This is a genomic window from Streptomyces sp. NPDC005302, assembly GCF_040607345.1.
In the GTDB taxonomy this organism is placed as follows: Bacteria; Actinomycetota; Actinomycetes; order Streptomycetales; family Streptomycetaceae; genus Streptomyces.
Genome location: NZ_JBEXGN010000016.1, coordinates 125,367 through 148,466 on the forward strand (window position 1 = coordinate 125,367; position 23,100 = coordinate 148,466).

Here is a 23,100-nt window from a genome sequence, read left to right on the forward strand (position 1 = left end):
GTTATCCGAGGGCCTGCTGCAGGTCCTGGAGCAGGTCGTCGATGTTCTCAATGCCCACGGAGATGCGGACGAGGTCACCGGGGACCTCCAGGGCGGAGCCGGCCACCGACGCGTGCGTCATGCGGCCCGGGTGCTCGATCAGCGACTCCACGCCGCCCAGCGACTCACCGAGCGTGAACACCTTGGCGCGGTTGCAGACCTCGACGGCCGCCTCCTCGCCGCCCGCGACCTGGAAGGACACCATGCCGCCGAACGCCCGCATCTGCTTCGCGGCGATCTCGTGACCGGGGTGCTCCGGGAGGCCCGGGTACAGGACGCGCGTCACGCGCGCGTGCCGGCTGAGCATGTCCGCGACCCGGCCCGCGTTCTCGCTGTGCCGGTCCATGCGCACGGACAGTGTCTTGGTGCCGCGCAGCACCAGCCAGGAGTCGAAGGGCCCGGCGACCGCGCCCATCGCGTTCTGGTGGTACGCCAGCTCCTCGCCGAGTTCCTGGTCCCCGGTGATCAGCGCGCCGCCGACGACGTCCGAGTGACCGCCCATGTACTTGGTCAGGGAGTGCACGACGACGTCCGCGCCGAGCGCCAGCGGCTGCTGGAGGTACGGCGTGGCGAAGGTGTTGTCGACGACGAGCCGGGCGCCCGCGTCCCGCGCGACCTGCGCGACCGCGGCGATGTCCGTGATGCCGAGGAGCGGGTTGGAGGGCGTCTCGACCCAGATGACCTTCGTCTTCGGGGTGATGGCCACGCGCACCGACTCCAGGTCGCTGGTGTCGGCGACGGACCACTCCACGCCCCAGCGGGAGACCACCTTCGCGAAGAGACGGAACGTGCCGCCGTACGCGTCGTTCGGGATGACCACGTGGTCGCCCGGGCTCAGCAGCGTACGCAACAGGCAGTCCTCGGCCGCCAGTCCGGACGCGAACGCGAGGCCGCGGCGACCGCCCTCCAGGGCGGCGAGGTTCTCTTCCAGGGCGGTCCTGGTGGGGTTGGCGCTGCGGCTGTACTCGTAACCGCCGCGCAGCCCGCCGACGCCGTCCTGCTTGTAGGTCGAGACCTGGTAGATCGGCGGGACGACCGCGCCGGTCAGGGGATCGGCGGTGTTGCCCGCGTGGATCGCGAGGGTCTCGAAATGCTGACTGATGTGCCTGTCGCTCATGGGTCCCGAGCGTAGTGCTCCCGCGGGGGTGGTGACGGCGGACGCGGTGACGCGGGTGGGGCGGCGCGGCTGCGGCCGGGGTGGCGGCGCGGCTGCGGCCGGGGTGGGGGCGGGCCGCGGGCCCGGCGTGAGGGGTCCGCCGGGGTCCGTGCGCCCGGTCCGGGAACCCGCGGGCCGGTGCACCGGGGAACCGGGTTCGCCAATTGTCGGACCCGTCTGGTTCGCTTGTGGCATGGAGATTCTCTGGGTCCTGATGGCGCTGGCCATGTTCAGCCTGGTTCTGCTGCCGGTGCTGCGGCGCAGGCGTGCCGGTGTGCAGCTGGTGTCGCCGGGGGACCCGGACGCCGCGGACCCGGCGAACTACGGGTTCCTTCGGCAGGAGGAGCTGGACATCCGCATGCCGGGTCCGGACACGGACCTGCTGGACGTGCTGGACGTCGTACAGCGCGGCGGGCCCCACCGAGCGGCCTCGCAGCTGCTGGCCGGCACGCCGGTCGAGGGCGAGACGCGCTGGCAGCGGGTGCAGGCGTTCGCGGGGGCCGCGTCCTTGGAGCTCCAGCAGCGGCCCGGCGGGGTCAGCGAGACGCCCGGCGGGCAGTGGCTGCGGGTGTGGCGCGCCGAGGCCCCCAAGGACGCGGGCGGCGCGGCGGTGCACGCCGAGTTCCTGGTGCAGCAGGCGTGGCGGACGTCGACGCCGGGCACGGACGATTTCCGGATCATCATGGAGGAGGCGCGGGCCGCGTGCGGCGAGGCGGCGCTGCTGTCCCCCGGTGACCCGATCCCGTACATCATCGAGCTGTCGGTGGCGCGCGGACTGGCCTACTCGCAGCCGGAGTTCGAGAAGGTCTGGCTGAAGATCCTGGACCGCGCCCCCTCCCACATGGGCGCGCATCTGGCTGCCCTGCACTACTGGTGCGAGAAGTGGCACGGCTCGCGCGAGGTGGCGTACTCCTTCGCGGAGGCCGCGGCGGCCCGCGCCCCGCAGGGTTCGCTCCTCGCGGCGATGCCCCTCTTCGCGGTCTTCGAGCACCTCCCCGAGGTGAACCTGGTCCGCGCCTTCTACCAGAGCGAGGTCGTGACGAAGGCCGTCCACGGCGCGCTCTACGCGGTCCACGCCGCCCGCCCCGACGACCCGATGCTCGCCCACGTCCGCCATCTGCTGGTCTTCTTCCTGGTCCGCGGTGAGCGCTGGTCCGAGGCGATGGACCAGCTGGTGCACGTGGACGGCCACGTCGGCGCCCTGCCCTGGACCCTGACCCGGGACCCCGCCGGGGACTACGCGATATACCGCGCCATGGCGGTGGCGGGCTACGAGGCGAACGGCGGCAGCCCGGCGACGCTGGCGCACTGAGGCCATCGCGCTCCCGGAGGGGCGGTCGCCGGAATGCCGTACCGGGCCGGGGCGTTGGCGTGACGCGTGATGTGGCCCCTCCCCTCCGAGCTGGAGAGCGCATGTTCCCAAACAGCACCAACGACAGCCACTCGCCGCGTCTCCCGACCGCCGAGCAGGCGCTGCGGGGCCGCCCCGAGCCGTTCTTCACGATCCCCGAGCGGCACATCCTCCTCGGCACCCCGCTGGGCGGCCCCTACCCCGAGGGCCTGGAGATCGCCGACTTCGGCATGGGCTGCTTCTGGGGCGCCGAGCGCAGGTTCTGGCAGCTCCCGGCGGGCGTGTACACGACTCTGGTCGGCTACCAGGGCGGCTACACGGAGAACCCCGCGTACGAGGAGGTCTGCTCCGGCCTGACCGGCCACGCCGAGGTGGTCCGCGTCGTCCACGACCCCGGGGTGCTGCCGTACGAGCGCCTCCTCCAGGTCTTCTGGGAGTCGCACAACCCGACCCAGGGCTTCCGCCAGGGCAACGACGTGGGCACGCAGTACCGCTCGGCCCTCCACACCCACACCCCGGCCCAGGAAGCGTCCGCGAAGGCGTCCCGCGACGCCTACCAGAAGCTCCTCACCGCCTCCGGCCACCGCACGATCACGACAGAGATCCTCCCGGCGACAACCCGCCCCTTCTACCCCGCGGAGGCCCACCACCAGCAGTACCTGGCCTCCAACCCGGCGGGGTACTGCGGGCTGGAGGGGACGGGGGTCTCCTGTCCGGTCGGCGTGGCCGGGGCCGCGGGATGATCCTCGGTGCGGTGCCTGATCGTCTGGCGACTCTGTGGAGGGAACGGCACCCGTCGGGCCCTCCCGTCGCCCACACGTTCCGCACCATGTATCCGGACCGCTGGGTGCGCTTCCACAGCCTGCCCGGCTCGCGGCGCCATCCGCGGTCCGAGGACGAGTACGCGATCGTGCTGGACCGGTACAACACGGTCCTCGACGAACTGTTCGCGGGCACGGACGTGTTCGTGGTGACCATGGACTGGTCGACCACTCCGACCGGCCCCGCCGGCCACTCGGCATCACGACCGGCACTGCACCCCGAGGGTGTCACCTGGTGGACCGAGTCGGACGAGGACGACCCCGACCCGGAGTTCCACACGCACACACGTCTCTACGCCGACCGGCGCCCGTGGCGACGCGGCTGCGCCGATGCCCTGTTGCGTGCCGTCGCGGACGAGACACTCGTCGAAGTGTTCTTCACCGACACGGAACTACGACGCATCCACGCTCCGTACGACGGTGGCGCGGACGTCATCGCGACGAGCCCCGAGGAGCGCAGCCGACTGCGCGCCGGCCACACCGACTGGCTGCCGCGCAATGCGGCCGGCCTCTGACCCCGCGACCTCTCGCCCCGGGAGTGAAGACCCGGCGCCTCGGCCCTGAGAACTCACCGATCGGGCTGAGCGTCACGGTCGGCGGCGATGGCCCGCACGGCAGGTGCGCACGCCGCCCATCGCGCGCCGTCCCGGGTGCGTACGACCTTGACGGGTGGTTCGGCGCAGGGTGTGCCGTGCCAGGTGCAACGAGCCTCCCGGAACGACACGCTCTGGGGATCGAGGCCGATCGGGAAGTCCGGCCACTCTTCATCCGAGGTCATGCCCTGAAGGTATTGAGTGACGCCGACCGCCGCCGCGGGTTCGCGGGCACCGTTACACAGACGACCGCACGCCGCCGTCCACGCTCCGCTCGGGGCTGACCGGCACAATGAGATACCTGAACTCCCCTCCTGCTCCGCCCAGTTCCGAGTACGTCTCCCAGTCGAGGCGATAGCTGCCGCGCAATGTGCACGTGTTCGGCTCATAGGCGCCCTCGGCCCAGAGCAGTCGGCCGGTGAGCTCGCGCCCCTGGTGGATCCTGAACTCATGATCCCGGGTCCGCCCTCGACCGCTGCCCGGCGGAGTCCAGAGGGACGCGTCGTTGGTGAGCATCACGGCGAGTCCGTTCTGGTCGGGCCTGTCGCAGAACCGCTCCAGCCTGACCAGGTCCCGCACGAAGTGGAGGCGGGCGAGGTCCGCGGCAGCATGGCCCTTCACGTCGAAGTCCTCAGCGGGAGTACCCGCAGAGCCCGCCCATCTCCGAGTGAAGTACTTGAACTCGATCGCGGTACGCGCCGACGGGCCGGTACACAGGAGATCCAGGTATTCCCTCCGGCCCTCCGCGCGCTGAGGTACCTCAAGCCTGGAGTTCACTTCCGGTGCCAGGTGCCACAGGGCGCGTGCGAATCCGTGCTGGAGATCGGCCTCCGAGTGGAAAACGGGCCTGCTTTGCGCCAGTTGGGCAAGGACATCGCCGACCGGGATGCGTCCGGCGATCATCCTGTTGGCGTCCATCGCTGCTTTCGTCACGGCGTCATTCAAGTCGCCCGCCCTCGGAGGGTTCAAGGCGACCGGGGGAGCACCGACTGGGAGAGGTCACCGTTCACGGACCTCAGTCGGTGACGGACCTCGGTTCACCAGGCCACCGCACCAGTCTCGCTCCCACCCGAACCGCGTTCTACGGAAACCGCGTTGGGGTGTGAGCGTGCTGGGGTGGACCATGGAGCGGTGACGAGAGCGATGGCAGACGTGGACCCGGTGGAGGGGCGGGACCCTGCGTCCAGGCTCTCCGCTTACCAGCGGGCGATGCGGGACCGCATTCTCGCGGCGCCCGTGGTGCCCGCGCCCTGGCCGTGGAGGTCCGTTCCCCTCATCCCCGTGGGCGGGCTCCTCGGAATCGGTTTCGCCGCCCATCCCGATGACGGCCACGATCTGGTGATGGTCGTCTCCAGCACGGGTCACGGCCTCTTCGACGCCGTCAACGGGGAGAAGATCGCCCGGGAGTACGACCCCGGTCCCGAGGACGAGACTCCCGACGCGACACCGGACCTGTCCTGCCCCGGTCTCGGGCCCATCGCCGGTCAGCGCGTGCACATCGCGGGACTGTACGGCGGGGGACTTCACACCACCACCGACGGCTGGGCGCTAGAGGTCGTCGCGCCGGCCTGGCCGAACGACCGCGTCCTGCTGTCCCGCGACGGCGGGCTCCCGCACGCCGGTGCCCATGGCGAGCAGTGGTGGCACATCTTCCACTCCCACTACTCCGAATTCCGGGCGGCCGGCTTCTCACCCTCGGGGCGGACACTGGCCGTGGCGACGAGCAGCGACCTGTCGCTGTGGACGCGCGGGACGGATCACGGCAGCTCCGGCGGAGGCCCTCGGCCTCATGCGACCGGTTGATATCGTCGGCCCATGACCAGTCGCGGGCGCGACCGCGTCGCGGACGTCCGCAGCGTCGTGGTTGCGCACATGCCCGGCTGCCGGATCGAGTCCGTCGCTCTGCTCGGCGAGGGCTTGGACAACCTGGTGTACGAGGTCAACGGTGAGCTGATCGTGCGCTTCGGCAAGGATCCCGACCTGGCACGGCGGGCGACCCTGGTGGACCACGAGGCCCGCGTGCTTGCCGCCGTCTCCGACATCTCGCCGCTGCCCGTCCCCCAACCCGCTTTCACGGTTGCGGAGCAGGGATGCCTGGCCTACCGGAAGCTCTTCGGCACACCGCTGTTGGACATGCCACCGCACCAGCGCTCGGCCCACGGCACGTCGATCGCCGCCACGCTCGGCGAGTTGCTCACCGCGCTGCACGCTGTTCCGGTCGACCGGCTGACCGATCTGGTGGACGAGGACCACCGGCCGATGGCCGAGTGTCGACATGAGGCCACGGAGAACTATGTACGGGTGGCCGGGCGGGTACCGACGGCGCACCGCCCCTCCGTCGAGGCGTTCCTGGCTGCCGCACCACCACCCGACGGCTACACCCCGGCGTTCTCCCACAACGATCTGGGGATCGAGCACGTTCTCGTCGACCCGGTCTCCTGGACGGTGACCGGCATCATCGACTGGAGCGACGCAGCCGTCGTCGATCCGGCCGACGACCTCGCGGCTCTCAGCGAGCGTGCCGTGTTCCATGGCAGGTGCAGTGTCTTCGAGGACCTCGCGTTCGGCATGGAGACGGAGCAACGCACGTACGTGGACAAGAGCCTTGCCGCGATGGAATGGCTCTTCCCGCCGTAGTCGCCTCACCGCCGCCGGTCGGTCCGCACCGATCGACTGCTTCAGAGCGCCCCAGCCACCCCCACCCCTCCCCCCACCAACGCGCTGACCAGCGCCGTGGTCGCGAGGGTGCCGATGATGAGGCGTAAGGGGCGGGGTGTTCGGCGGGGGCCGCGCCTGTTGCGGGCGGCCAGGAGTACCAGGAGCAGGGTCAGCAGGCCGAGTTGGGTGAGGGCCAGCCAGCCGCAGGAGGCGGGGAGACCCGGCTGCTCGTACGTGCCGTGGGATGTTCGTCGCAGCGTGACCGTGCTGCCGACACGCAGCTCGGTGTCGATCGTGGCGCCCGGGTCCACGACCGCTCCGTCCGTGGAGCGGAACGTGCCGTGACAGTGGGGGTATCGGTGGCCCCCGGCGCGGGTCCACGAGCACGATGCGACGTGGAGGTGTCCGGGCTTCCCCGCCAGGCCGGCCGCGTAGGCGAAGTGCGTCGCCGCGAACCAGGTCAGGATCGTGCCCGCCACCAGCAGCCCGGCACTCACGAACAGCGGGCCGCGACCGACGCCCTTTCCCCGCCGGAGCCGGGGTCTGTCCCTGCGCTTCAGCTCTCCCCCGACCCCATCAGCGATCCCGACGGGACGGTAGCCGGAGTGCCCCTCGGCGTCGCTCATGGCGCGGCAAAGATCGCCGGAGTCCGGACGGCCCGCCGGAAATCCGATGGCCCTCCCGAGTCCGCCGGCCGCACCCTGTACCCATGGAAGAGCCCCAGCACCGCGTCCGCGCCCTCCACACGGCGGACACGATCACCGTCTACCAGGCGTATCCCCCGGAGATCGGCGGTCCCGCCGTGCGGAAGGGGCGGTTCCCCACGTCGTGGAAGCGGGACCGGATGACGTGGGTGAAGCCCAGTTTTCTGTGGATGATGTACCGCTGCGGCTGGGGAACGAAGGCGGGGCAGGAGACCGTGCTCGCCGTCGAGATCAGCCGGGACGGCTTCGCGTGGGCGTTGCGCAACGCCTGCCTGTCCCACTACGTGCCGGGGCTGCACGTCGACCAGGCGGACTGGAAGCGGCAGTTGAGGCAGGCGCCGACGCGCGTGCAGTGGGACCCGGAGCGCGACCTGAGGCTCGCTCCCCTGCCGTACCGGTCGCTCCAGCTCGGCCTGGCGGGCGAGGCCGCGACCCGGTACGCCGACGAGTGGATCGTCGGCATCGAGGACGTGACCCCACTCGCCGAGCAGGTGCACACCCTGGTCCGGGCCGGTGAACTCGACCGGGCCGCGGAGCTGTTGCCCGCCGAGCGCCCGTACCCACTGACCGAGGACGTACTGGCACCCCTGCGGGCCTAGCCATGCCCGACCGTGCGCGGCCGCACCGTGCTGACCGTGTGGCGCGGGGGACGACGGCTCCGCATGGTCAGTCGAAGGCGACGACCAGGCGGACGCCGTCGTCTCCGAAGCGTCCCGCCAAGGCCTTCATCACGGCGAAGACGTGGGGCCAGTGCGTCTCATGGCCCAGTACCGCGCCGACCGTCAACGGCTCGTATCGGTAGGTCAGTTCGTCGGTGGTCCACTCCACGCGCCCCGTCGCCTCGCGCAGGTCGGTCGGCGGCGCGTCGGTCGCCGACCGGAACTCCGGCAACCGGGCTTCCGACACGCACTGTCGGTTCATGGTCGACGGCAGCGATCTCGTGTGCCAGGTGAGCCGGCCGATGAACTGATCGGACGGTGTCGTGAGGTCGATCGCGGCGAGTTCCGCCCAGCTGACCCAGCTCGCGCCGTGCAGGCCGTTCGATTCCGTCCCCGTGCCCAGCTGCGCGCGCATCCCGGCCGACAGATCGGCGGGAAGGCCACGGCCCGGTGCGAGGGGCCGGAAGCCCGCCTGGCCGCGCACCCCGAAGAGACAGCCGAAGGCCGCGTAGTCCGTCTCGTCGTAGAGCGGCCAGAGGTCCATGGCCGCCACCCACGGCTCTCCGTCGTAGGAGTCGGTACCGGCACCGGGATGGCGGAACTCGATACCGCCGTGGATGTCCGTACTCACGGCCCCGCACCCTAGCAACGCCCGTACCCCACCGCCCGGTTGTTCGTTTCGGCCTGGTTCGAAAGGAGGGGTGGTCGCGGGTCCCCCGGCCTACGATCCCCGCATGCTGATTCGCCGGACATTACGGATGATCCTCGTGCTCGCGGTGGCCCTCGCCGGTGCGATCGGGGGTGGGGTGGGGACGGCGCAGGCCGCGGGGGGCCGGTCGGCGCACGACCGGCAGTTGCTGTTCTTCAACCACACCTACGGTGTCTTCGACCGGGAGACCGCCGACGCCATCGAAGACTCCGACTATCTGCGGGAATTCGCCAACTTCCAGGTCCGCACCACCACGGGTGCCGACGGACAGACCTGGACCGGCCGCTATCTGATGGGCCGGGAGACCTACCTGGAACTGTTCGGGGTCGGTGACGTCGCGGGCCAGGACGGCGCCCTCGGCTCCGCCGGGACGGGCCTGTCGACCGAGCGGGCCGGGGACATCGCCACGGTCACGCAGCGGCTGAAGGACGCGGGAGTCGCCCCCGTCGAGTTCCTGCAGACGCGTGACTTCGGTGACGGCGTCCCCGTTCCGTGGTTCGACGCCGTCCTCACCACCACCGAGTACGACGCCTACGGAGCCTGGGCGATGGAGTACCGGCCGGAGTACTTCGCGGACCCGCGCGGCAACACCGAACCGGCGGGTTTCCCCGGTGACGTCGGCCGGGAGCGCTACCTGTCCGACGACTACAGCACCCACCTCATGCGTGACGTGACCTCCGTCCGGATCGCCGTCACCCAAGGGGACCTCGCCGACACCGTCCCGCTGCTGCGCGCCGGCGGGTTCGCCGTCCGGACCGTGCCGAACGGCGGCGTCGTCGCACAGGGCGGCGGGACCTCCGTCCGGTTCGACACCGTCCCGCGCGACGAGGCGGGCCTGCGGCGGATCGAACTGTCGCTCAACCGGCCGGTGAAGGCCCGTCACGTGGAACGGATCGGGAACTCGACGCTCGTCGTCGGCCCGGGCGACCACGCCGTGTGGACGTTCGCGGACAACGGCACCGAGTAGAGCACCGGGCGGGCCGGGAACCAGCGGGGTGCGCCTTCCACGAGGGCGCACCCCAGCGCACCCCCACCCCCGCCTCCGCTCCGCCTCCAGGAAGACCGAGGCCCCGTCTCAGTACCGCGCCGCGTCGGCCAGCAGGGGCGGGTACACCTGGCTCGGCCGGCCGTCCACCGTCGCGCCCGCGTACTTGAGCATCGCGCCGACCTGGTGGTTGAGGGCGTACGGGAAGTTCAGTACCGGAGCCGACACCTCGTCGAGTACGGCCGTCTGTTCCGGGGTGAGCCGGAGGTCGAGGCCCGCCAGGTTCGCTTCGAGGTGGTCCAGGGTGCGCGGGCCGATCAGCGTCGAACTGACGCCCGGGCGAGCCTGCACCCACGCGAGAGCCACGGCCGCCGATGTCGCGCCGACCTCCTGCGCCACCGCCGCCAGGGCGTCGATCACCTCGAACTGGTCGTCGGTGGGGCCGCCGAGGACCGCCGAACGCCTGGTGTCGGCCGGGGTGCGCCGGTCCCGGGTGTACTTCCCGGACAGGAAGCCGCTCTTCAGCGGGCTCCACGGCAGCACACCCATCCCCGCGTCGTCCGCCAGCGGAATCAGCTCGCCCTCGATGGTGCGTTCCAGCAGGGAGTACTCCATCTGCAGCGCGGTGACCGGGGTCCAGCCGCGCAGGAGCGCGGTGGTGTGGGCCTTGGCCGTGAACCAGGCCGGGGTGTCCGAGAAGCCGACGTAGCGGATCTTGCCGGCGGTGACGAGGTCGTCCAGGGTTCGCAGGGTCTCCTCGACCGGGGTGGACCAGTCGTGGTTGTGCAGCCAGTACAGGTCGACGTGGTCGGTGCGCAGCCGGCGCAGCGAGTCCTCCAGCTGGCCGATGATCGCCTTGCGTCCCGCGCCCCCGCCGTTGGGGTCGCCGAGGTGGAGGTTGCCGAAGAACTTGGTGGCCAGCACCAGCCGGTCGCGCAGGCCGGGGCGGCCGGCGAGGAAGTCGCCGAGGATCGCCTCGGAATGACCGTTCGTATAGAAGTTGGCGGTGTCGACGAAGTTGCCGCCGCGGTCGAGGTAGCCCTGGAGGATCTTCTCGGACTCCTCGACCCCGCAGCCGAAGCCGCCGTCCTCGCCGAAGTTCATCGCGCCGAGGCAGAAGGGGCTCACCTTGAGGCCGGACCGGCCGAGGCTGACGTACGAGTCGAGTGCCATGGAATGCTCCCTGGAAGAGTGGGTGGGTATCCGGCTCTTCGAGCAAACCACCGTGAGCTGCGCGATCGTTAGGGCGATCCGACCGGCCTCTTGCACGATCCTGTCCGATCGGCCGGAATCGGCGTTGCCCCCCGCCCCCTCCGGTGTTTGGATCGAACGTGTACCCCGACGAACCCCTCCGGACGCTCGAACCGCCCGACAGCCGTCCCGCTCCCCCGGAGAGCCTCCGGACGCTGCGGGACCTCGTCCTGCGGCACGTCGACCGGGCCGGCACCGCGCCGTACGGGATCATGCTGTCCCGCGTGGACAGCCCCTCCGCCCCGACGTCGAGCATCGCCGACCCGGTGCTCGCCGTGGTGGCGCAGGGCGCGAAGCGGCTGACGCTCGGCGACCGGATCCACGACTACGGGGCGGGCCAGTACCTCGTCGTGTCGGTGGACCTGCCGGTCACCGGCCACTACACGCGCGCCTCCCCCGAGGAACCGTTCCTCGCCTTCGGGCTCACTCTGAGGCCCCCGGACATCGCCTCACTCCTCCTCGCCGAGGCCGGGGCGGGGACAGGGACGGGGACAGGGGCGGGCCGTACGGTGAGCCGTCCCCCGTCCTCCCGCACCGCTCCGCCCGGCCTCGCCGTCAGTGAGACCTCGCCCGACCTTCTCGACGCGGTGGTGCGTCTGGTCCGGCTGCTGGACCGGCCCGCCGACCTGCCGATCCTCGCGCCGATGATCGAGCGGGAGATCCTGTGGCGGCTGATCACCGGTGAGCAGGGTGCCCTGGTCCGCCAGATCGGGCTGGCCGACAGCCGGCTGCGGCACATCAGCCGGGCCATCCGCTGGATCCGGGACCACCACGCCCAGACGCTGCGGGTGGAGGAACTGGCCGGGCTGGCCGGGATGAGCGCCTCGCCGTTCCACCGGCACTTCCGCGCGGTGACCGCGATGACACCGATCCAGTTCCAGAAGCGCATCCGGTTGCAGGAGGCCCGGCTGAGGCTGATGAGCAGCACGGACGACGTGGCGGGCGTCGGGTACGCGGTCGGCTACGACAGCGCGTCCCAGTTCAGCCGCGAGTACCGCCGCCAGTTCGGCAGCCCGCCGGGCCAGGACGCCGCCCGCCTGCGCGGACAGGCCGCCGCCCGCACCGAGCGGCGCGGCGACGTGTCGACCCCGTCCCTCTAGACCCGCGCCGGGACCACCGCCCCGTCCCGGGGTGGTACCGCCGCGCGTAGGCAGCGCAAGGGCGCCGATCCAGTCGTACGACGGGATCGGCGCCCAGGCTCACGGGGTCAGGAACGGCGACGGGTCCGACCGGGCCCGTCGCCCCTCGGGACACGGCTAGATGGTGGCCGTGTCGATCACGAAGCGGTAGCGGACGTCGCTCGCCAGCACCCGCTCGTACGCCTCGTTGATCTCGGACGCGGCGATCAGCTCGATCTCCGCGCCGAAGCCGTGCTCGGCGCAGAAGTCCAGCATCTCCTGGGTCTCCTGGATGCCGCCGATGCCGGAGCCCGCGAGGGTCTTGCGGCCGCCGATCACGGAGAACAGGTTGAGCCGGACCGGCTCCTCGGGCGCGCCCACGTTCACGAAGGCACCGTCCGTGCGGAGCAGGGAGAGGTAGGCGTCCAGGTCCAGCGGCGCGGAGACGGTGGAGAGGATCACGTCGAAGGTGCCGCGCAGTTCCTCGAAGGTCTTCGGGTCGCTGGTCGCGTAGTAGTGGTCGGCGCCCAGCTTCAGGCCGTCGTCCTTCTTGCGGAGCGACTGGGAGAGGACCGTGACCTCGGCGCCGAGCGCGTGCGCGATCTTGACGCCCATGTGGCCGAGACCGCCCATGCCGAGGACGGCGACCTTCTTGCCGGGGCCCGCGTTCCAGTGCTTGAGCGGGGAGTACGTGGTGATGCCGGCGCAGAGCAGCGGCGCGGCCACGTCGAGGGAGATGCCCTCGGGGATGTGCAGGGTGTACTTCTCGTCGACGACGATCTTCTCGGAGTAGCCGCCGTAGGTGGGCGTCCCGTCCTTGCCGACGGCGTTGTACGTGCCGACGTTGCCGTTGAGGCAGTACTGCTCCAGGCCTGCCCGGCAGTTCTCGCACTCGCGGCAGGAGTCGACCATGCAGCCGACGCCGACCCGGTCGCCGACCTTGAACCTGGTCACGGCGGAGCCGGTCTCGGAGACGATGCCGGCGATCTCGTGGCCGGGGACCATCGGGAAGATGGCCTCGCCCCAGCCCTCACGGGCCTGGTGGATGTCGGAGTGGCAGATGCCGGCGAACTTGATGTCGATCAGGACGTCGTGCTCGCCCACCTCGCGACGCTCGATGGTGGTGCGCTCCAGCGGAGCCTTGGCGGCGGGAGCGGCGTACGCAGCGACTGTGGTCATGCCGGGGTTCTCCTCGGGAGTGGTCTGTACGGTGCCCGGCCGTCCGGTTCTCTGGCATCGGGCACGGCTTCAAGCCTGCCCGATCCCTCGGGATTCACCCAGGTCACGGCTCTGCGTACGTTCGCTGGTCCTACTACTGACGGGGTCAGGCTCCTCGGCGTACGACCGGGAATACTGGACGTATGGATGAACAGCCCTCTGCGGGGTCCGCCGGTGAGGCGGGCCTGCCGCTGGACCGACGTGCCGAACTCAGCGAGTTCCTGCGCACCCGCCGGGCCCGGCTCAAGCCCCAGGACGTCGGGATGCCGGACTTCGGGCGGCACCGCCGGGTGCCCGGACTGCGCCGCGAGGAGCTGGCGCAGCTCGCGGGGGTGTCCGTGGCGTACTACACGCGCCTGGAGCAGGGCAACGGACGGAACGTGTCGGCGGAGGTGCTGGACGCGATCGCGCGGGCCCTGCGCCTCTCGGACGCCGAGCACAACCACCTGACGCACCTCGCGAAGCCCAAGCAGCACAAGAAGAAGCAGACCGCGCGTCCGCAGCAGGTGCGGGGCGCGCTGCGTCAGCTGCTGGACACGATGGACGGCGTTCCCGCGTACATCACCGGCCGGCGCTCGGACCTGCTCTGCTGGAACCGGATGGCCGCCGCCGTCTTCGGGGACTGGTCGGAGCTGCCGGCGCAGGAGCGGAACTGGGCGCGGATGGTGTTCCTGCGGCCCGAGTACCGCGACCTGTACGTGGAGTGGGAGCAGAAGGCGATCGACATCGTCTGTCATCTGCGGATGGACGCGGGCTGCCATCCGGACGACCCGCGACTGTCGGCGCTGGTCGGCGAGCTGTCGGTGAAGAGCGAGGACTTCCGCCGGCTGTGGGCGACGCACGACGTGAAGGAGAAGAGCCACGGCGTGAAACTGCTGCGGCATCCACTGGTCGGCGATCTCGCTCTGCAGTACGAGTCGTTCCGGCTGGTGGACGACACGGAGCTGGCGCTCGTCACGTATCACGCGGAGCCGGGGTCCCCGTCGGCCGAGGCGCTGCGGCTGCTGGCGTCCTGGGGCACGGACGCGACCCGCGCGGGCGCCTCCTCACCCCAGTAGGCCGTCGGCTCGGGGGTCCACCGCCCCGGCCGGCACCCCGGCCGTCGCGCGGTCACGGCTGGTACGGCGGTGCGGCACCCCAGTTCCACTTCGGTACGGGCTGTTCCGCGGGCGCGCTCGCGTCCGGGGCGGAGAAGAGGACGGCCAGCCTCGTTCCCCACTCCACGTAGGCGAGGAAGGCGGAGCGGAACTCGGCGTCGGCGGGCAGCCCGGCGTCGTCGGCCGCGTCCTGGATGAGGTTGACCCAGCGGCGGCGCTGGATCTCGGTGATGCCCTTGCCCAGGTGCTTGGCGACCATGTGGCCGTGCCCGCCCTGGGTGTCGGAGTAGTCCGTGGGGCCGCCGAAGACCTCGGCGAGCCAGGCGGCGACATGGGCGGCGTGCTCGGGCGCGAGGTCGGCGAAGAGGGGTGCGAGGAGGTCGTCCTTGAGGACCTTGTCGTAGAACGCCTCGGTGAGGCGGGTGAACGCCTCGGTGCCGCCCGCCCAGGCGTACAGCGTGGGAACCGCGGCGCCCCGGCCGCGTACGGCCGTCGGCTTGTAGTGGCGCATCTCCTCGATGTCGCCGACGAAGGGCCCGATCTCGGCGAGGAAGTCCTGGAAGCGATCGGACTGACGGAAGCCCTCCAGGTGGGCCTCGGTCGACGTCCAGGTGATCCGCAGGATGAAGTTCTCGAAGTTGTCCTCGCAGCGGGCGAGTTCGTAGTCCACGCACTCGGGGGCGGCGGCGAGCTGGGCCGCGGCGCGGGTGTAGGCGGCCAGGAACGGGCCCGACTGGTCCTCGGGGATCCGGTAGCGGATGTATTCGACTGTCGAAACGGTCATGCTCCACACAAACACGAACGGGCCGCCGGAAGCGTCGCTTCCGGCGGCCCGTTCGCTGCCGGCACAGTCCTACGCCTTCGCGTTCTCCTTGACGGTGATCCTCCCCTTGCGGATCGTCGCGACGCGCGGGGCCTTCTTCGCGATCGAGGAGTCGTGCGTGACCATGATGAACGTCAGCCCGTGCTCCTTCCACATGGCTTCGAGCACGTCCATGATCTCGTCGCGCATGGACTCGTCGAGGTTGCCGGTGGGCTCGTCGGCGAGCAGCACCTTGGGCTGCTTGACGAGGGCGCGGGCGATCGCCACCCGCTGCTGCTGGCCGCCCGACAGTTCGGCGGGCAGGTGGCCGAGCCGCTCGGCGAGTCCCACCGACTCCAGTGCGGCGGCGGCGCGTTCACGCCGTTCCTTCGTCTTCACGCCGAGGGGCACGAGCGCGGTCTCGACGTTCTCCTGAGCGGTGAGCGTGGGGATCAGGTTGAAGCTCTGGAAGACGAACCCGATGTTCTCGCTGCGCACCCGGGTGAGCTTGGCCTCGGACAGCTTCGCCATGTCCGTGCCGTCGAGTTCTATGCTCCCGGCGGTGGGACGGTCGAGTCCGCCGAGCATCTGGAGGAGGGTGGACTTCCCGCCGCCGGTGGGGCCCTGGATGACGAGCCGGTCGCCGTCCCCGATGGTCAGGTCGATTCCGTCGAGCGCGTCGATGGTCTCCTTGCCCCGCGTATAGCGCTTGGTGACGCCTCTGAGTTCGTACATGGTGCAACTCCTGGGATACGTGAGTACGGCGGGGCTTATTCGACGCGGCGCAGGGCGTCCGCGGGGCGCAGCCGGGAGGCGCGCCAGCCGCCGAAGGCGCCGGCGATCAGACCGCCGGCGACGGCCAGGGCGACCGCGACGACGATCGTGTTGACGCTGACGGGCGCGGTGAGCGCGACGTCGAGGGCCTTGGACGCGGTCTGCCGGCCCGGGCCGCCGAAGCCACCGCCGCCACCGCCGCCACCGAAGCCGCCGCCTCCGCCGCCGCCACCCGTGCTCCCCAGCTGTGCCTGGAGGTTGGGGCTGATCTCGGTCACGACGTAGGCGCCCGCGAGACCGAGGGCGATGCCGAGGACACCGCCGACGAGGCCGTTGACGACGGCTTCCCCGACCACCTGGCGGGTGACGCGGCTCGACTTCCAGCCGAGCGCCTTGAGGGTGCCGAACTCGCGGACGCGGCGGGAGACCGCGGAGGAGGTGAGCAGCCCCGCGACCAGGAACGCGGCCACGAGCACCGCGATCGAGAGCCACTTGCCGACGTTCGAGGCGAGGTCGGAGGCGGTGGACAGGGAGCCGGAGACGGTGTCCGCGAGGTCGGCGGAGGTGGTGACCGTGGTGCCCGTGATGTTCTTCTGGATGGTGCTCTTGACGCTGGAGATCTGCTGCGAGTCCGAGGCCTTGACGTAGATCGTCGTGACCTTGTTCTTGGAGTCGCTGAGCGTCTGCGCCTGCTGGAGCGGCATGTAGAGGTTGGCCGCCGCGTCACCGCTGTCCGGCGTCGCGATGCCGATGATCGCGTACTTGACGCTCTTGACGGTGACGGTCCCGCCGACCTTGAGCTTCTTCTCCTTGGCGTAGGAGGTGTCCGCGACGACGACCTTGGCGTTCGTCTCGGAGGTCTTGAACGTACGGCCGCTGGTGATCTTCGACGACGTCAGCGGGCCCAGGGCGGGCTTGGTGACGTCGGTGCCGTAGACCGAGTAGTTGTTGACGTCGAAGTCGGCTCCGCCGCCCTTGACGGTGCCCTGCGGCGAGGGCTGGGCGCCACCGCGCCGGTTGCCGCCCTGCTGGCCCGGGGCCTGCTGGAACTGACCGCGCGTGAACTGGCCGTTGACCCGGATGACTTGGAGACTCAGCCCGCCGACGGCGTCCGACACGCCCTGCTGGGTGTCGACCTTGCCGACGGTCGAGGAGGCGAGGGTCTGGAAGCCCTGGACCATGACGCGGTCGCTGCTCTGCTTCTTGTCCGAGCCGTTGTCGTTCGCGTCGAAGTTGAAGCGGGGGCGCTGGCTGGTGCTGGTGGCCGGTTCGGCCGCCTTGGTGACCGTCATGTCGGTGCCCAGCCCGTACAGCGACTGGAGGACCTTGCCCTGGGCCTTCTCCATGCCCGAGGAGACGGAGCTGACCACGATGACCAGGGCGATACCCAGCGCGAGCCCGGAGGCGACGACGAGGGCCGCCTTTCTGCGGCGGCGCAGTTCGCGCCTCAGGTAGGTGAAGAACATGGCCGCAAGCTAGGTACGGCGCGTGATGAAGGGATAAGGCCGAAATAAAAGAACGATGAGAAGGCTGTGGCCGGGCCCAGAAATCTTTGAGAACGCCGCATGCGTACGCCCTGCGGGCCTCGCCCGGGGGTCCCGCGGGCCCACCCGGGAGCGCGGGAACGCCGATGCGGCGGCGACCCCGTGGGGTCGCCGCCGCATCGGCGTGTGCTGCGTCGAGCGGGATCAGACGGCCGAACCGGCCTTCCAGGCCGCCCAGTCCAGGTTCCAGCCGTTGAGGCCGTTGTCCGGGGCGACCGTCTTGTCGCCGGTGTTCTTGACGACGACGACGTCACCGATCAGCGAGTTGTTGTAGAACCACGCGGCAGGCGTGTTGGGGTCGCCGGCACCCTTCGTGTCGGACATGCCGACACAGCCGTGGCTGGTGTTGGCGGAGCCGAAGATGGACTTCGCTCCCCAGTAGTTGCCGTGGATGAACGTGCCGGAGTTCGACAGACGCATCGCGTGCGGCACGTCCTTGATGTCGTACTCGCCCTTGCCGTCGTCGTTCTTGAAGCCGACGGTCGAACCGTCCATCCGGGTCTCCTTGAACTTCTCGGAGATCACCATCTGGCCCTGGTACGTCTTGTTCTCGGGCGAACCGGCGGAGATCGGGATGGTCTTGATCGTCTTGCCGTCGTGCATGACCTTCATCGTCTTGGTCTGGGCGTCGACGACGGAGACCTGGTTGCGGCCGATCTTGAACGTGACCGTCTTCTGCTGCACGCCGTAGACGCCGTTCGCGCCCTGGACGCCGTCGAGGTTCAGCTTCAGGGTGACGGTGGAGCCGCCGGCCCAGTAGTCCTCGGGGCGGAAGTCCAGGCGGTTGGCGTTGAACCAGTGCCCGACGACCTCCTGGCCGCTGCTGGAGGAGACGGAGATCCCCTTCTGCACCTCGGCCTTGTTGGTGATCGCCTTGTCGAAGTTGATCGAGACCGGCATGCCGACGCCGACGGTGGAACCGTCCTCCGGCGTGAAGTTGCCGATGAAGCTGTTCGCCGGGGAGACGGTGGCGAACGACGCGTTCTCGTGGGCGACGCGGCCCGAGGAGTCGGCGGCCTCGGCGGCGATCTTGTACGACGTCGCGCGGCTCAGCTGCGCGGTGGGCTTCCAGCTCTTCTTGTCCGCGGATATCTGACCGGCGACGGGGGCGCCGGCCGCGGTCTGCATCGTGACGGACGTGAGCGAGCCCTTGCTGACCGTGACCGCCGTGCCGTTGTTGATCGAGGCGTTGTCGGAACCGTCCTTCGGCGTGATCCTGATCTGGGCCTCGGAGGTCTTCTTCGCCGCGGCCTCGTCGACCTTGGCCTGCGACGAAGCTCCGTCGCCGCCCGACGCGCCGGCCTTGTCGCCACCGTCGTCGCCTCCGCTGCACGCAGAGAGCACCAGCACCCCGCCGAGCAGTGCGGACGCGGCCATCAGGCCCTTGCGCCGCTTACTGTCCGTCATCACACGCTTCTCCATCGTTGCCGAATCCCGAAAAGACACGAGAGCCCCGTAAGGACTGTCAACGCTACGACCGGTTCGTCCCGTTCCATTTCCCGCGGAAATGTGGGGCACGCCACGTCCAGGCGTGCGGACGGAGCGGTACGCAGGTGGCCCGTGCGTCTACGGAGACGAAGAAACCCCGGGCGGCGGTTGCCGCCCGGGGCCGTTGATCGCCCGAACCGCGTCAGCCGCGCACGTCTTCCTCGTCGTCCTCGTCCGCATCATCCTCGTCGAGGTCCCACTCAGGCGAATCGGGGTCGTAGTCGGTGGGCTCGCTGCTCCACGACGCCTGGGCCAGTTCCGTCCCCGGCACCTCGCTGACCAGGTCGAACGGATCGACGAGGTACGCGATGGCCTCCGCCGTGTCTTCCGTCACCGCGCTCTCGGCCTGCGCCCGCTCGTCGGCCGGCATGGCCGGATCCTCGGCGATCCGGGCGAGCGCGGCCTTGGCGACGGCGTCGGCGTCACCGATCTCCAGCACCAGTTCGACACGAATCCGGACAAACTGTGATGTCTCAGGGGTACTCATGGGAGGGAGCGTACGGCCCGTGGGTTACGCGACTTTCCCACGACCCGCGCCTTTCATTAGCATCGCCCCACACGGCCAATTCGCCAGCGCCACAAGGGGATCGATATTTCGTGTCCGCCGCACGTCGATCGTTGCTGACCGCCACCGCAGCAGGGACCCTCCTGGGTGCCCTCTGGTTCGTCCCGTCCGCCAACGCGAGCCCGGACGTGCCCTCCCCGAGCGGGTCGGCACCCGCGTCCGCCCCTGCCGACACCGCGCCGACCGGGACCCCCACGGGGCCGGAGCCCCTGTCCGACACCGCGCAGGACACGTCCTCCACCGGTACCGGGCCCCAACTCGCCGACACCGGCGCCGTGAACACGACGCCGTACGTCGTCGGCGGCACGCTGTTCCTCGGCCTCGGGGCCGGATTCGTGGCGTACTCCGTGCGCCGCGAACGCACCCTGCCCCACTGACGGCACGACGGCACGACGGCCGACCGAGCAAGCCCACCGCGTTCCGGACAACCCACGGGGAAGCCATGCGAGAGCTGAGCGAGCTGACCGACGTCGAGGAGCCTGCCTGGCCGCTGCTGGCCAAGGCGCTCGACGCCAGCGGTGTGTCCATGGAGGTGCTGCCCGTGGACCCCGCGCTGGGCCGCGCCTGCCTCCTCCAACTCCAGGTCACCGCCCGGTCCTGGCTGGGCGGGATGGTGCTGAACTGCGGCGGGGTGGTGCTGGACAGCGGCTGGGTGCGGATCTACGGCAGTCCGGCCGAGGACGCGTCGGCGGGGCTGCCGGGAGGCTCCACGGACCTGCCCTCGCTCGCCGAGGTCAACGGCTTCCCCGAGCGGTTCGATCCGGCCTGGCGCCCCCAGGACGGCGGGCTCGTCGTGGGCCACGACGTCCTGGGCGGGGTGTTCGTCCTGAACGGCGCCGACCCGGAGTCGGTGGGGCGTCCCGGGCATCCCGGCGAGATCGTGTACTTCGCGCCGGACTCCCTGAAGTGGGAGGCACTCGAAGTCGGCCACGGGGCATGGCTCCAGTGGCTCCTGACCGAGGGCACGGACCAGTTCTACGACACGTTGCGATGGCCCGGCTGGCGGGCGGAGTCCGGCGCCCTCACCGGCTCCCAGGGGCTGTCCGTCGTACCGTTCCTGTGGTCGGCGGAGGCCCGCCGCGACCTCATGTCCACCAGCCGCCGCGCGGTCCCGCTCGCCGAACTCCTCGATCTGCACCGGGACTTCGGCCTGAAACTGGACAAGATCGACCCCGGCTTCCTCGGCGACCTCTGAGCCCGCGTCCCGGCCCGCACACGGCGGCGGCCCCGCACCCCGGGGAAGGGGTGCGGGGCCGCCGCCGTACTGCGTGGGTCCGGTCAGGCCGCCCTGCGGCCGCCGCCGGTCTGGCCGCCGCCGCGCTGCTGGGCTCGCCCGCGGCCGGTGCCGCCGGAACGGCCGGTGCCCGCGCCGCCCTCGGAGCGACGCGGTGCCGCGCCACCCTCGGCGCGACGGCCACCCGCTCCGCCGCCGCCTTCGGCGCGCCGGGGTGCGGCTGCTCCTCCGCTCGTGCGACGGCCGCCACCCGCGGCGCCCGTGGCCGGGCGGCCACCGCCGCCGCGCTGCTGACGCGGCTGGCCGTCCGCACCGGTGCCGGCGGTGGACGGACGCCTGGCGCCGCCACCGGTGGCACGCCGTGCCTTGGGCCGCTGCTTGGGCTGTTCGGCCTGCTGCGGGACCTCGATCACGACCGGGACGCCGGAGGGCTCGCGGGCGCCGGTGATGCGGGCGAGTTCCTCGTCGCTGGACTTGACGCGGGCGGTGTTCGGCGTGATGCCGGCGTCCGCCATCAGCCGGGTCATCTCGCGCTTCTGCTCGGGCAGCACGAGGGTGACGACGCTGCCGGACTCTCCGGCGCGGGCGGTACGGCCGCCGCGGTGGAGGTAGTCCTTGTGGTCGGTCGGCGGGTCGACGTTGACCACGAGGTCGAGGTCGTCGATGTGGATGCCGCGCGCCGCCACGTTCGTGGCGACGAGCGCGGTGACCTGACCGTTCTTGAACTGGTCGAGGGTGCGGTTGCGCTGCGGCTGGCTGCGCCCGCCGTGCAGGGCGGAGGCCCGGACACCGCTGGCGAGCAGCCGCTTGGTGAAGCGGTCGGCACCGCGCTTGGTGTCGACGAAGAGGATGACCCGGCCGTCACGGGCGGCGATGCGCGTGGCGACGGCCTTCTTGTCGGTCTCGTCGGCGACGTGCAGCACGTGGTGCTCCATGGTGGTCACCGCGCCCGCGGACGGGTCGACGGAGTGCACCACGGGGTCGGTGAGGAACATCCGGACGAGCCGGTCGATGTTCTTGTCGAGCGTGGCCGAGAAGAGCAGCCGCTGGCCGCCGGGCTCGACCTGGTTGAGCAGGGCGACGACCTGGGGCATGAAGCCCATGTCGGCCATCTGGTCGGCCTCGTCGAGGACGGTGATCGCGACCTGGCCGAGCGCGCAGTCACCGCGCTCGATGAGGTCCTTGAGCCGGCCGGGGGTGGCCACGAGGACCTCGGCGCCGCGGCGCAGGGTGCCGGCCTGGCGGCCGATCGACATCCCGCCGACGGCGGTGGCCACGCGCAGGTTGACGGCGGTGGCGTACGGCGTCAGCGCGTCGTTGACCTGCTGGGCGAGTTCGCGCGTGGGGACGAGGACGAGCGCGAGGGGCTGCCTCGGCTCGGCGCGGCGGCCGGCCGTGCGGGCGAGGAGCGCGAGCCCGAAGGCGAGCGTCTTGCCGGAGCCGGTGCGCCCGCGGCCGAGCACGTCGCGCCCGGCCAGGGAGTTCGGCAGGGTGGCGCCCTGGATCGGGAAGGGATCGGTGACGCCCTGGGCCGTGAGGGTCTTCGTCAGGGCGGCGGGCATGTCCAGAGCGTCGAAGGACTCGACGGCGGGCAGCGCCGGGGTGATGGTCTCGGGGAGCGAGAACTCCTGAGGCGGCGTCACCTTGCGGACGGGGCCGCGGCCCGCGCCCCGGCCGGTGGCGCGGCCGGCGCTCTGCGCGGAGCCGCCGGACTGTGCGGCGCGTGCGTTTGCCGGCCGCTTACGGACGGGACGTTCGGATCGAGTCATGCTGGATCTGGATTTCCTTCCTGGGCCCCACGGACTGCACACACAAGCGCTCACCACCTGCATGAGCTGTCACAGCGCGAGCCGGGACCCGCACCCGAAGGCGCGGGACCCGGCTCTGGAAAAGCGCGTCGCGAACTAGGCGGGGATGATGTTCTCCGCCTGCAGGCCCTTCTGGCCCTGCGCTACGTCGAAGGAGACCTTCTGGCCCTCGAGGAGCTCGCGGAAGCCGGAGCTCGCGATGTTCGAGTAGTGCGCGAAGACGTCGGGGCCGCCGCCGTCCTGCTCGATGAAGCCGAAGCCCTTTTCCGAGTTGAACCACTTCACGGTGCCGGTAGCCATGTTGTTCTCCTGAACAGGTAGTGGGCCCCCATCCGGAGCATGCACCGGGTAATGCCGGAGATGCCGGTAAAACAAAACGCGCCTGCGGAGGATTCCGATCAGGCGCACAAAGTAAATGGGTACCAAAAACGTATCAATGAGACAGTAGCACACACTGATGCGCGGGTGCGAGGCGGGGTGTGTGGGCCGGGAACCGCCCGGCCCACACACCGGCCGCCCCGAGGGG

General features: G+C 70.8%; 25 protein-coding genes. 11 read left to right on the forward strand and 14 right to left on the reverse strand.

Going from position 1 to position 23,100, the window contains the following annotated elements:
• Position 1: 1 nt before the first annotated feature.
• Positions 2 to 1,156 carry a cystathionine gamma-synthase gene (locus tag ABZT74_RS23430; protein ID WP_356437781.1) on the reverse strand — a complete coding sequence of 385 codons (1,155 nt, stop codon included), beginning with the start codon at positions 1,154 to 1,156 and terminating at the stop codon, positions 2 to 4.
• A gap of 232 nt (positions 1,157 to 1,388) precedes the next feature.
• Between ABZT74_RS23430 and ABZT74_RS23435 the strand changes: the two genes are divergently transcribed.
• From ABZT74_RS23435 to ABZT74_RS23445, 3 genes are all read left to right on the forward strand, one after another.
• On the forward strand, positions 1,389 to 2,507 hold the full coding sequence (locus ABZT74_RS23435) for a hypothetical protein (protein ID WP_355865463.1): 1,119 nt from the start codon (positions 1,389 to 1,391) through the stop codon (positions 2,505 to 2,507).
• A gap of 101 nt (positions 2,508 to 2,608) precedes the next feature.
• Positions 2,609 to 3,289: a peptide-methionine (S)-S-oxide reductase MsrA gene (gene msrA / locus ABZT74_RS23440; RefSeq protein WP_356437785.1), complete on the forward strand. Its 681-nt coding sequence runs from the start codon at positions 2,609 to 2,611 to the stop codon at positions 3,287 to 3,289.
• Positions 3,290 to 3,300: 11 nt separating this feature from the next.
• On the forward strand, positions 3,301 to 3,882 hold the full coding sequence (locus ABZT74_RS23445; protein ID WP_356437787.1) for a hypothetical protein: 582 nt from the start codon (positions 3,301 to 3,303) through the stop codon (positions 3,880 to 3,882).
• Positions 3,883 to 3,935: 53 nt separating this feature from the next.
• On the opposite strand, the gene ABZT74_RS23450 is transcribed toward ABZT74_RS23445, so the two are convergent.
• Together ABZT74_RS23450 and ABZT74_RS23455 are read right to left on the reverse strand one after the other, a co-directional pair.
• Positions 3,936 to 4,145 carry a hypothetical protein gene (locus ABZT74_RS23450; RefSeq protein WP_356437789.1) on the reverse strand — a complete coding sequence of 70 codons (210 nt, stop codon included), beginning with the start codon at positions 4,143 to 4,145 and terminating at the stop codon, positions 3,936 to 3,938.
• A gap of 52 nt (positions 4,146 to 4,197) precedes the next feature.
• Positions 4,198 to 4,893, reverse strand: a complete 696-nt coding sequence (locus ABZT74_RS23455; protein ID WP_356437791.1) for a hypothetical protein — start codon at positions 4,891 to 4,893, stop codon at positions 4,198 to 4,200.
• Positions 4,894 to 5,103: 210 nt separating this feature from the next.
• On the opposite strand from ABZT74_RS23455, the gene ABZT74_RS23460 reads away from it, so the two are divergent.
• Together ABZT74_RS23460 and ABZT74_RS23465 are read left to right on the forward strand one after the other, a co-directional pair.
• Positions 5,104 to 5,763 (forward strand): hypothetical protein, encoded by a 660-nt coding sequence (locus tag ABZT74_RS23460; protein ID WP_356437794.1) that lies wholly within the window; start codon positions 5,104 to 5,106, stop codon positions 5,761 to 5,763.
• 12 nt (positions 5,764 to 5,775) lie between these two features.
• The gene (locus ABZT74_RS23465; protein WP_356437797.1) at positions 5,776 to 6,597 is read left to right on the forward strand and encodes a phosphotransferase; all 822 of its coding nucleotides are present in this window, start codon (positions 5,776 to 5,778) and stop codon (positions 6,595 to 6,597) included.
• Positions 6,598 to 6,638: 41 nt separating this feature from the next.
• On the opposite strand, the gene ABZT74_RS23470 is transcribed toward ABZT74_RS23465, so the two are convergent.
• Entirely contained in the window at positions 6,639 to 7,244 is a 606-nt protein-coding gene (locus ABZT74_RS23470) for a hypothetical protein (RefSeq protein WP_356437800.1), read from the reverse strand.
• A gap of 83 nt (positions 7,245 to 7,327) precedes the next feature.
• On the opposite strand from ABZT74_RS23470, the gene ABZT74_RS23475 reads away from it, so the two are divergent.
• Positions 7,328 to 7,921 (forward strand): DUF4291 domain-containing protein, encoded by a 594-nt coding sequence (locus ABZT74_RS23475; RefSeq protein ID WP_356437802.1) that lies wholly within the window; start codon positions 7,328 to 7,330, stop codon positions 7,919 to 7,921.
• A gap of 67 nt (positions 7,922 to 7,988) precedes the next feature.
• On the opposite strand, the gene ABZT74_RS23480 is transcribed toward ABZT74_RS23475, so the two are convergent.
• Complete coding sequence (locus ABZT74_RS23480; RefSeq protein ID WP_356437805.1) at positions 7,989 to 8,612, reverse strand: hypothetical protein; 624 nt, start codon at positions 8,610 to 8,612, stop codon at positions 7,989 to 7,991.
• A 127-nt stretch (positions 8,613 to 8,739) separates the two neighbouring features.
• On the opposite strand from ABZT74_RS23480, the gene ABZT74_RS23485 reads away from it, so the two are divergent.
• Positions 8,740 to 9,657: a DUF5829 family protein gene (locus ABZT74_RS23485; protein ID WP_356437855.1), complete on the forward strand. Its 918-nt coding sequence runs from the start codon at positions 8,740 to 8,742 to the stop codon at positions 9,655 to 9,657.
• A gap of 108 nt (positions 9,658 to 9,765) precedes the next feature.
• Here ABZT74_RS23485 and ABZT74_RS23490 read toward each other — a convergent pair whose 3' ends face one another.
• The gene (locus tag ABZT74_RS23490; protein ID WP_356437807.1) at positions 9,766 to 10,848 is read right to left on the reverse strand and encodes an aldo/keto reductase; all 1,083 of its coding nucleotides are present in this window, start codon (positions 10,846 to 10,848) and stop codon (positions 9,766 to 9,768) included.
• Positions 10,849 to 11,081: 233 nt separating this feature from the next.
• On the opposite strand from ABZT74_RS23490, the gene ABZT74_RS23495 reads away from it, so the two are divergent.
• Positions 11,082 to 12,026 carry an AraC family transcriptional regulator gene (locus tag ABZT74_RS23495; RefSeq protein ID WP_356437857.1) on the forward strand — a complete coding sequence of 315 codons (945 nt, stop codon included), beginning with the start codon at positions 11,082 to 11,084 and terminating at the stop codon, positions 12,024 to 12,026.
• Between the two features lie 156 nt (positions 12,027 to 12,182).
• Here the strand turns inward: ABZT74_RS23495 and ABZT74_RS23500 are convergent, their stop codons facing one another.
• The gene (locus ABZT74_RS23500) at positions 12,183 to 13,223 is read right to left on the reverse strand and encodes an NAD(P)-dependent alcohol dehydrogenase (protein ID WP_356437809.1); all 1,041 of its coding nucleotides are present in this window, start codon (positions 13,221 to 13,223) and stop codon (positions 12,183 to 12,185) included.
• 182 nt (positions 13,224 to 13,405) lie between these two features.
• Here ABZT74_RS23500 and ABZT74_RS23505 point away from each other — a divergent pair, with 182 nt between their 5' ends.
• On the forward strand, positions 13,406 to 14,320 hold the full coding sequence (locus ABZT74_RS23505) for a helix-turn-helix transcriptional regulator (protein ID WP_355865490.1): 915 nt from the start codon (positions 13,406 to 13,408) through the stop codon (positions 14,318 to 14,320).
• Between the two features lie 52 nt (positions 14,321 to 14,372).
• On the opposite strand, the gene ABZT74_RS23510 is transcribed toward ABZT74_RS23505, so the two are convergent.
• The 5 genes from ABZT74_RS23510 to ABZT74_RS23530 all read right to left on the reverse strand — a co-directional run bounded on the left by ABZT74_RS23510 (position 14,373) and on the right by ABZT74_RS23530 (position 19,454).
• Positions 14,373 to 15,143, reverse strand: a complete 771-nt coding sequence (locus tag ABZT74_RS23510) for an antibiotic biosynthesis monooxygenase (RefSeq protein ID WP_356166431.1) — start codon at positions 15,141 to 15,143, stop codon at positions 14,373 to 14,375.
• A gap of 69 nt (positions 15,144 to 15,212) precedes the next feature.
• Positions 15,213 to 15,896: an ABC transporter ATP-binding protein gene (locus ABZT74_RS23515; protein ID WP_356166433.1), complete on the reverse strand. Its 684-nt coding sequence runs from the start codon at positions 15,894 to 15,896 to the stop codon at positions 15,213 to 15,215.
• A 35-nt stretch (positions 15,897 to 15,931) separates the two neighbouring features.
• The gene (locus ABZT74_RS23520; RefSeq protein WP_355865499.1) at positions 15,932 to 17,401 is read right to left on the reverse strand and encodes an ABC transporter permease; all 1,470 of its coding nucleotides are present in this window, start codon (positions 17,399 to 17,401) and stop codon (positions 15,932 to 15,934) included.
• Between the two features lie 222 nt (positions 17,402 to 17,623).
• Positions 17,624 to 18,901 (reverse strand): Ig-like domain-containing protein, encoded by a 1,278-nt coding sequence (locus ABZT74_RS23525; protein ID WP_356437811.1) that lies wholly within the window; start codon positions 18,899 to 18,901, stop codon positions 17,624 to 17,626.
• A 208-nt stretch (positions 18,902 to 19,109) separates the two neighbouring features.
• Entirely contained in the window at positions 19,110 to 19,454 is a 345-nt protein-coding gene (locus tag ABZT74_RS23530; RefSeq protein ID WP_355865505.1) for a hypothetical protein, read from the reverse strand.
• Between the two features lie 110 nt (positions 19,455 to 19,564).
• Between ABZT74_RS23530 and ABZT74_RS23535 the strand changes: the two genes are divergently transcribed.
• Positions 19,565 to 19,909: a hypothetical protein gene (locus tag ABZT74_RS23535; RefSeq protein ID WP_356437813.1), complete on the forward strand. Its 345-nt coding sequence runs from the start codon at positions 19,565 to 19,567 to the stop codon at positions 19,907 to 19,909.
• A gap of 65 nt (positions 19,910 to 19,974) precedes the next feature.
• Positions 19,975 to 20,727, forward strand: coding sequence for a DUF2625 family protein (locus ABZT74_RS23540; protein ID WP_355865510.1), 753 nt, complete (start codon positions 19,975 to 19,977; stop codon positions 20,725 to 20,727).
• An 83-nt stretch (positions 20,728 to 20,810) separates the two neighbouring features.
• On the opposite strand, the gene ABZT74_RS23545 is transcribed toward ABZT74_RS23540, so the two are convergent.
• Together ABZT74_RS23545 and ABZT74_RS23550 are read right to left on the reverse strand one after the other, a co-directional pair.
• Positions 20,811 to 22,535, reverse strand: coding sequence for a DEAD/DEAH box helicase (locus tag ABZT74_RS23545; RefSeq protein WP_356437815.1), 1,725 nt, complete (start codon positions 22,533 to 22,535; stop codon positions 20,811 to 20,813).
• A gap of 135 nt (positions 22,536 to 22,670) precedes the next feature.
• On the reverse strand, positions 22,671 to 22,874 hold the full coding sequence (locus ABZT74_RS23550) for a cold-shock protein (protein ID WP_028803001.1): 204 nt from the start codon (positions 22,872 to 22,874) through the stop codon (positions 22,671 to 22,673).
• Positions 22,875 to 23,100 lie beyond the last annotated feature (226 nt).

Coding starts and splice junctions, on each gene's coding strand:
- ABZT74_RS23430 (WP_356437781.1), bottom strand. CDS start 1,156: ATGAGCGACAGGCACATCAGTCAGCATTTCGAGACCCTCGCGATCCAC.
- ABZT74_RS23435 (WP_355865463.1), top strand. CDS start 1,389: ATGGAGATTCTCTGGGTCCTGATGGCGCTGGCCATGTTCAGCCTGGTT.
- msrA (WP_356437785.1), top strand. CDS start 2,609: ATGTTCCCAAACAGCACCAACGACAGCCACTCGCCGCGTCTCCCGACC.
- ABZT74_RS23450 (WP_356437789.1), bottom strand. CDS start 4,145: ATGACCTCGGATGAAGAGTGGCCGGACTTCCCGATCGGCCTCGATCCC.
- ABZT74_RS23460 (WP_356437794.1), top strand. CDS start 5,104: ATGGCAGACGTGGACCCGGTGGAGGGGCGGGACCCTGCGTCCAGGCTC.
- ABZT74_RS23465 (WP_356437797.1), top strand. CDS start 5,776: ATGACCAGTCGCGGGCGCGACCGCGTCGCGGACGTCCGCAGCGTCGTG.
- ABZT74_RS23470 (WP_356437800.1), bottom strand. CDS start 7,244: ATGAGCGACGCCGAGGGGCACTCCGGCTACCGTCCCGTCGGGATCGCT.
- ABZT74_RS23475 (WP_356437802.1), top strand. CDS start 7,328: ATGGAAGAGCCCCAGCACCGCGTCCGCGCCCTCCACACGGCGGACACG.
- ABZT74_RS23485 (WP_356437855.1), top strand. CDS start 8,740: ATGATCCTCGTGCTCGCGGTGGCCCTCGCCGGTGCGATCGGGGGTGGG.
- ABZT74_RS23490 (WP_356437807.1), bottom strand. CDS start 10,848: ATGGCACTCGACTCGTACGTCAGCCTCGGCCGGTCCGGCCTCAAGGTG.
- ABZT74_RS23500 (WP_356437809.1), bottom strand. CDS start 13,223: ATGACCACAGTCGCTGCGTACGCCGCTCCCGCCGCCAAGGCTCCGCTG.
- ABZT74_RS23505 (WP_355865490.1), top strand. CDS start 13,406: ATGGATGAACAGCCCTCTGCGGGGTCCGCCGGTGAGGCGGGCCTGCCG.
- ABZT74_RS23510 (WP_356166431.1), bottom strand. CDS start 15,143: ATGACCGTTTCGACAGTCGAATACATCCGCTACCGGATCCCCGAGGAC.
- ABZT74_RS23515 (WP_356166433.1), bottom strand. CDS start 15,896: ATGTACGAACTCAGAGGCGTCACCAAGCGCTATACGCGGGGCAAGGAG.
- ABZT74_RS23520 (WP_355865499.1), bottom strand. CDS start 17,401: ATGTTCTTCACCTACCTGAGGCGCGAACTGCGCCGCCGCAGAAAGGCG.
- ABZT74_RS23525 (WP_356437811.1), bottom strand. CDS start 18,901: ATGGAGAAGCGTGTGATGACGGACAGTAAGCGGCGCAAGGGCCTGATG.
- ABZT74_RS23530 (WP_355865505.1), bottom strand. CDS start 19,454: ATGAGTACCCCTGAGACATCACAGTTTGTCCGGATTCGTGTCGAACTG.
- ABZT74_RS23540 (WP_355865510.1), top strand. CDS start 19,975: ATGCGAGAGCTGAGCGAGCTGACCGACGTCGAGGAGCCTGCCTGGCCG.
- ABZT74_RS23545 (WP_356437815.1), bottom strand. CDS start 22,535: ATGACTCGATCCGAACGTCCCGTCCGTAAGCGGCCGGCAAACGCACGC.
- ABZT74_RS23550 (WP_028803001.1), bottom strand. CDS start 22,874: ATGGCTACCGGCACCGTGAAGTGGTTCAACTCGGAAAAGGGCTTCGGC.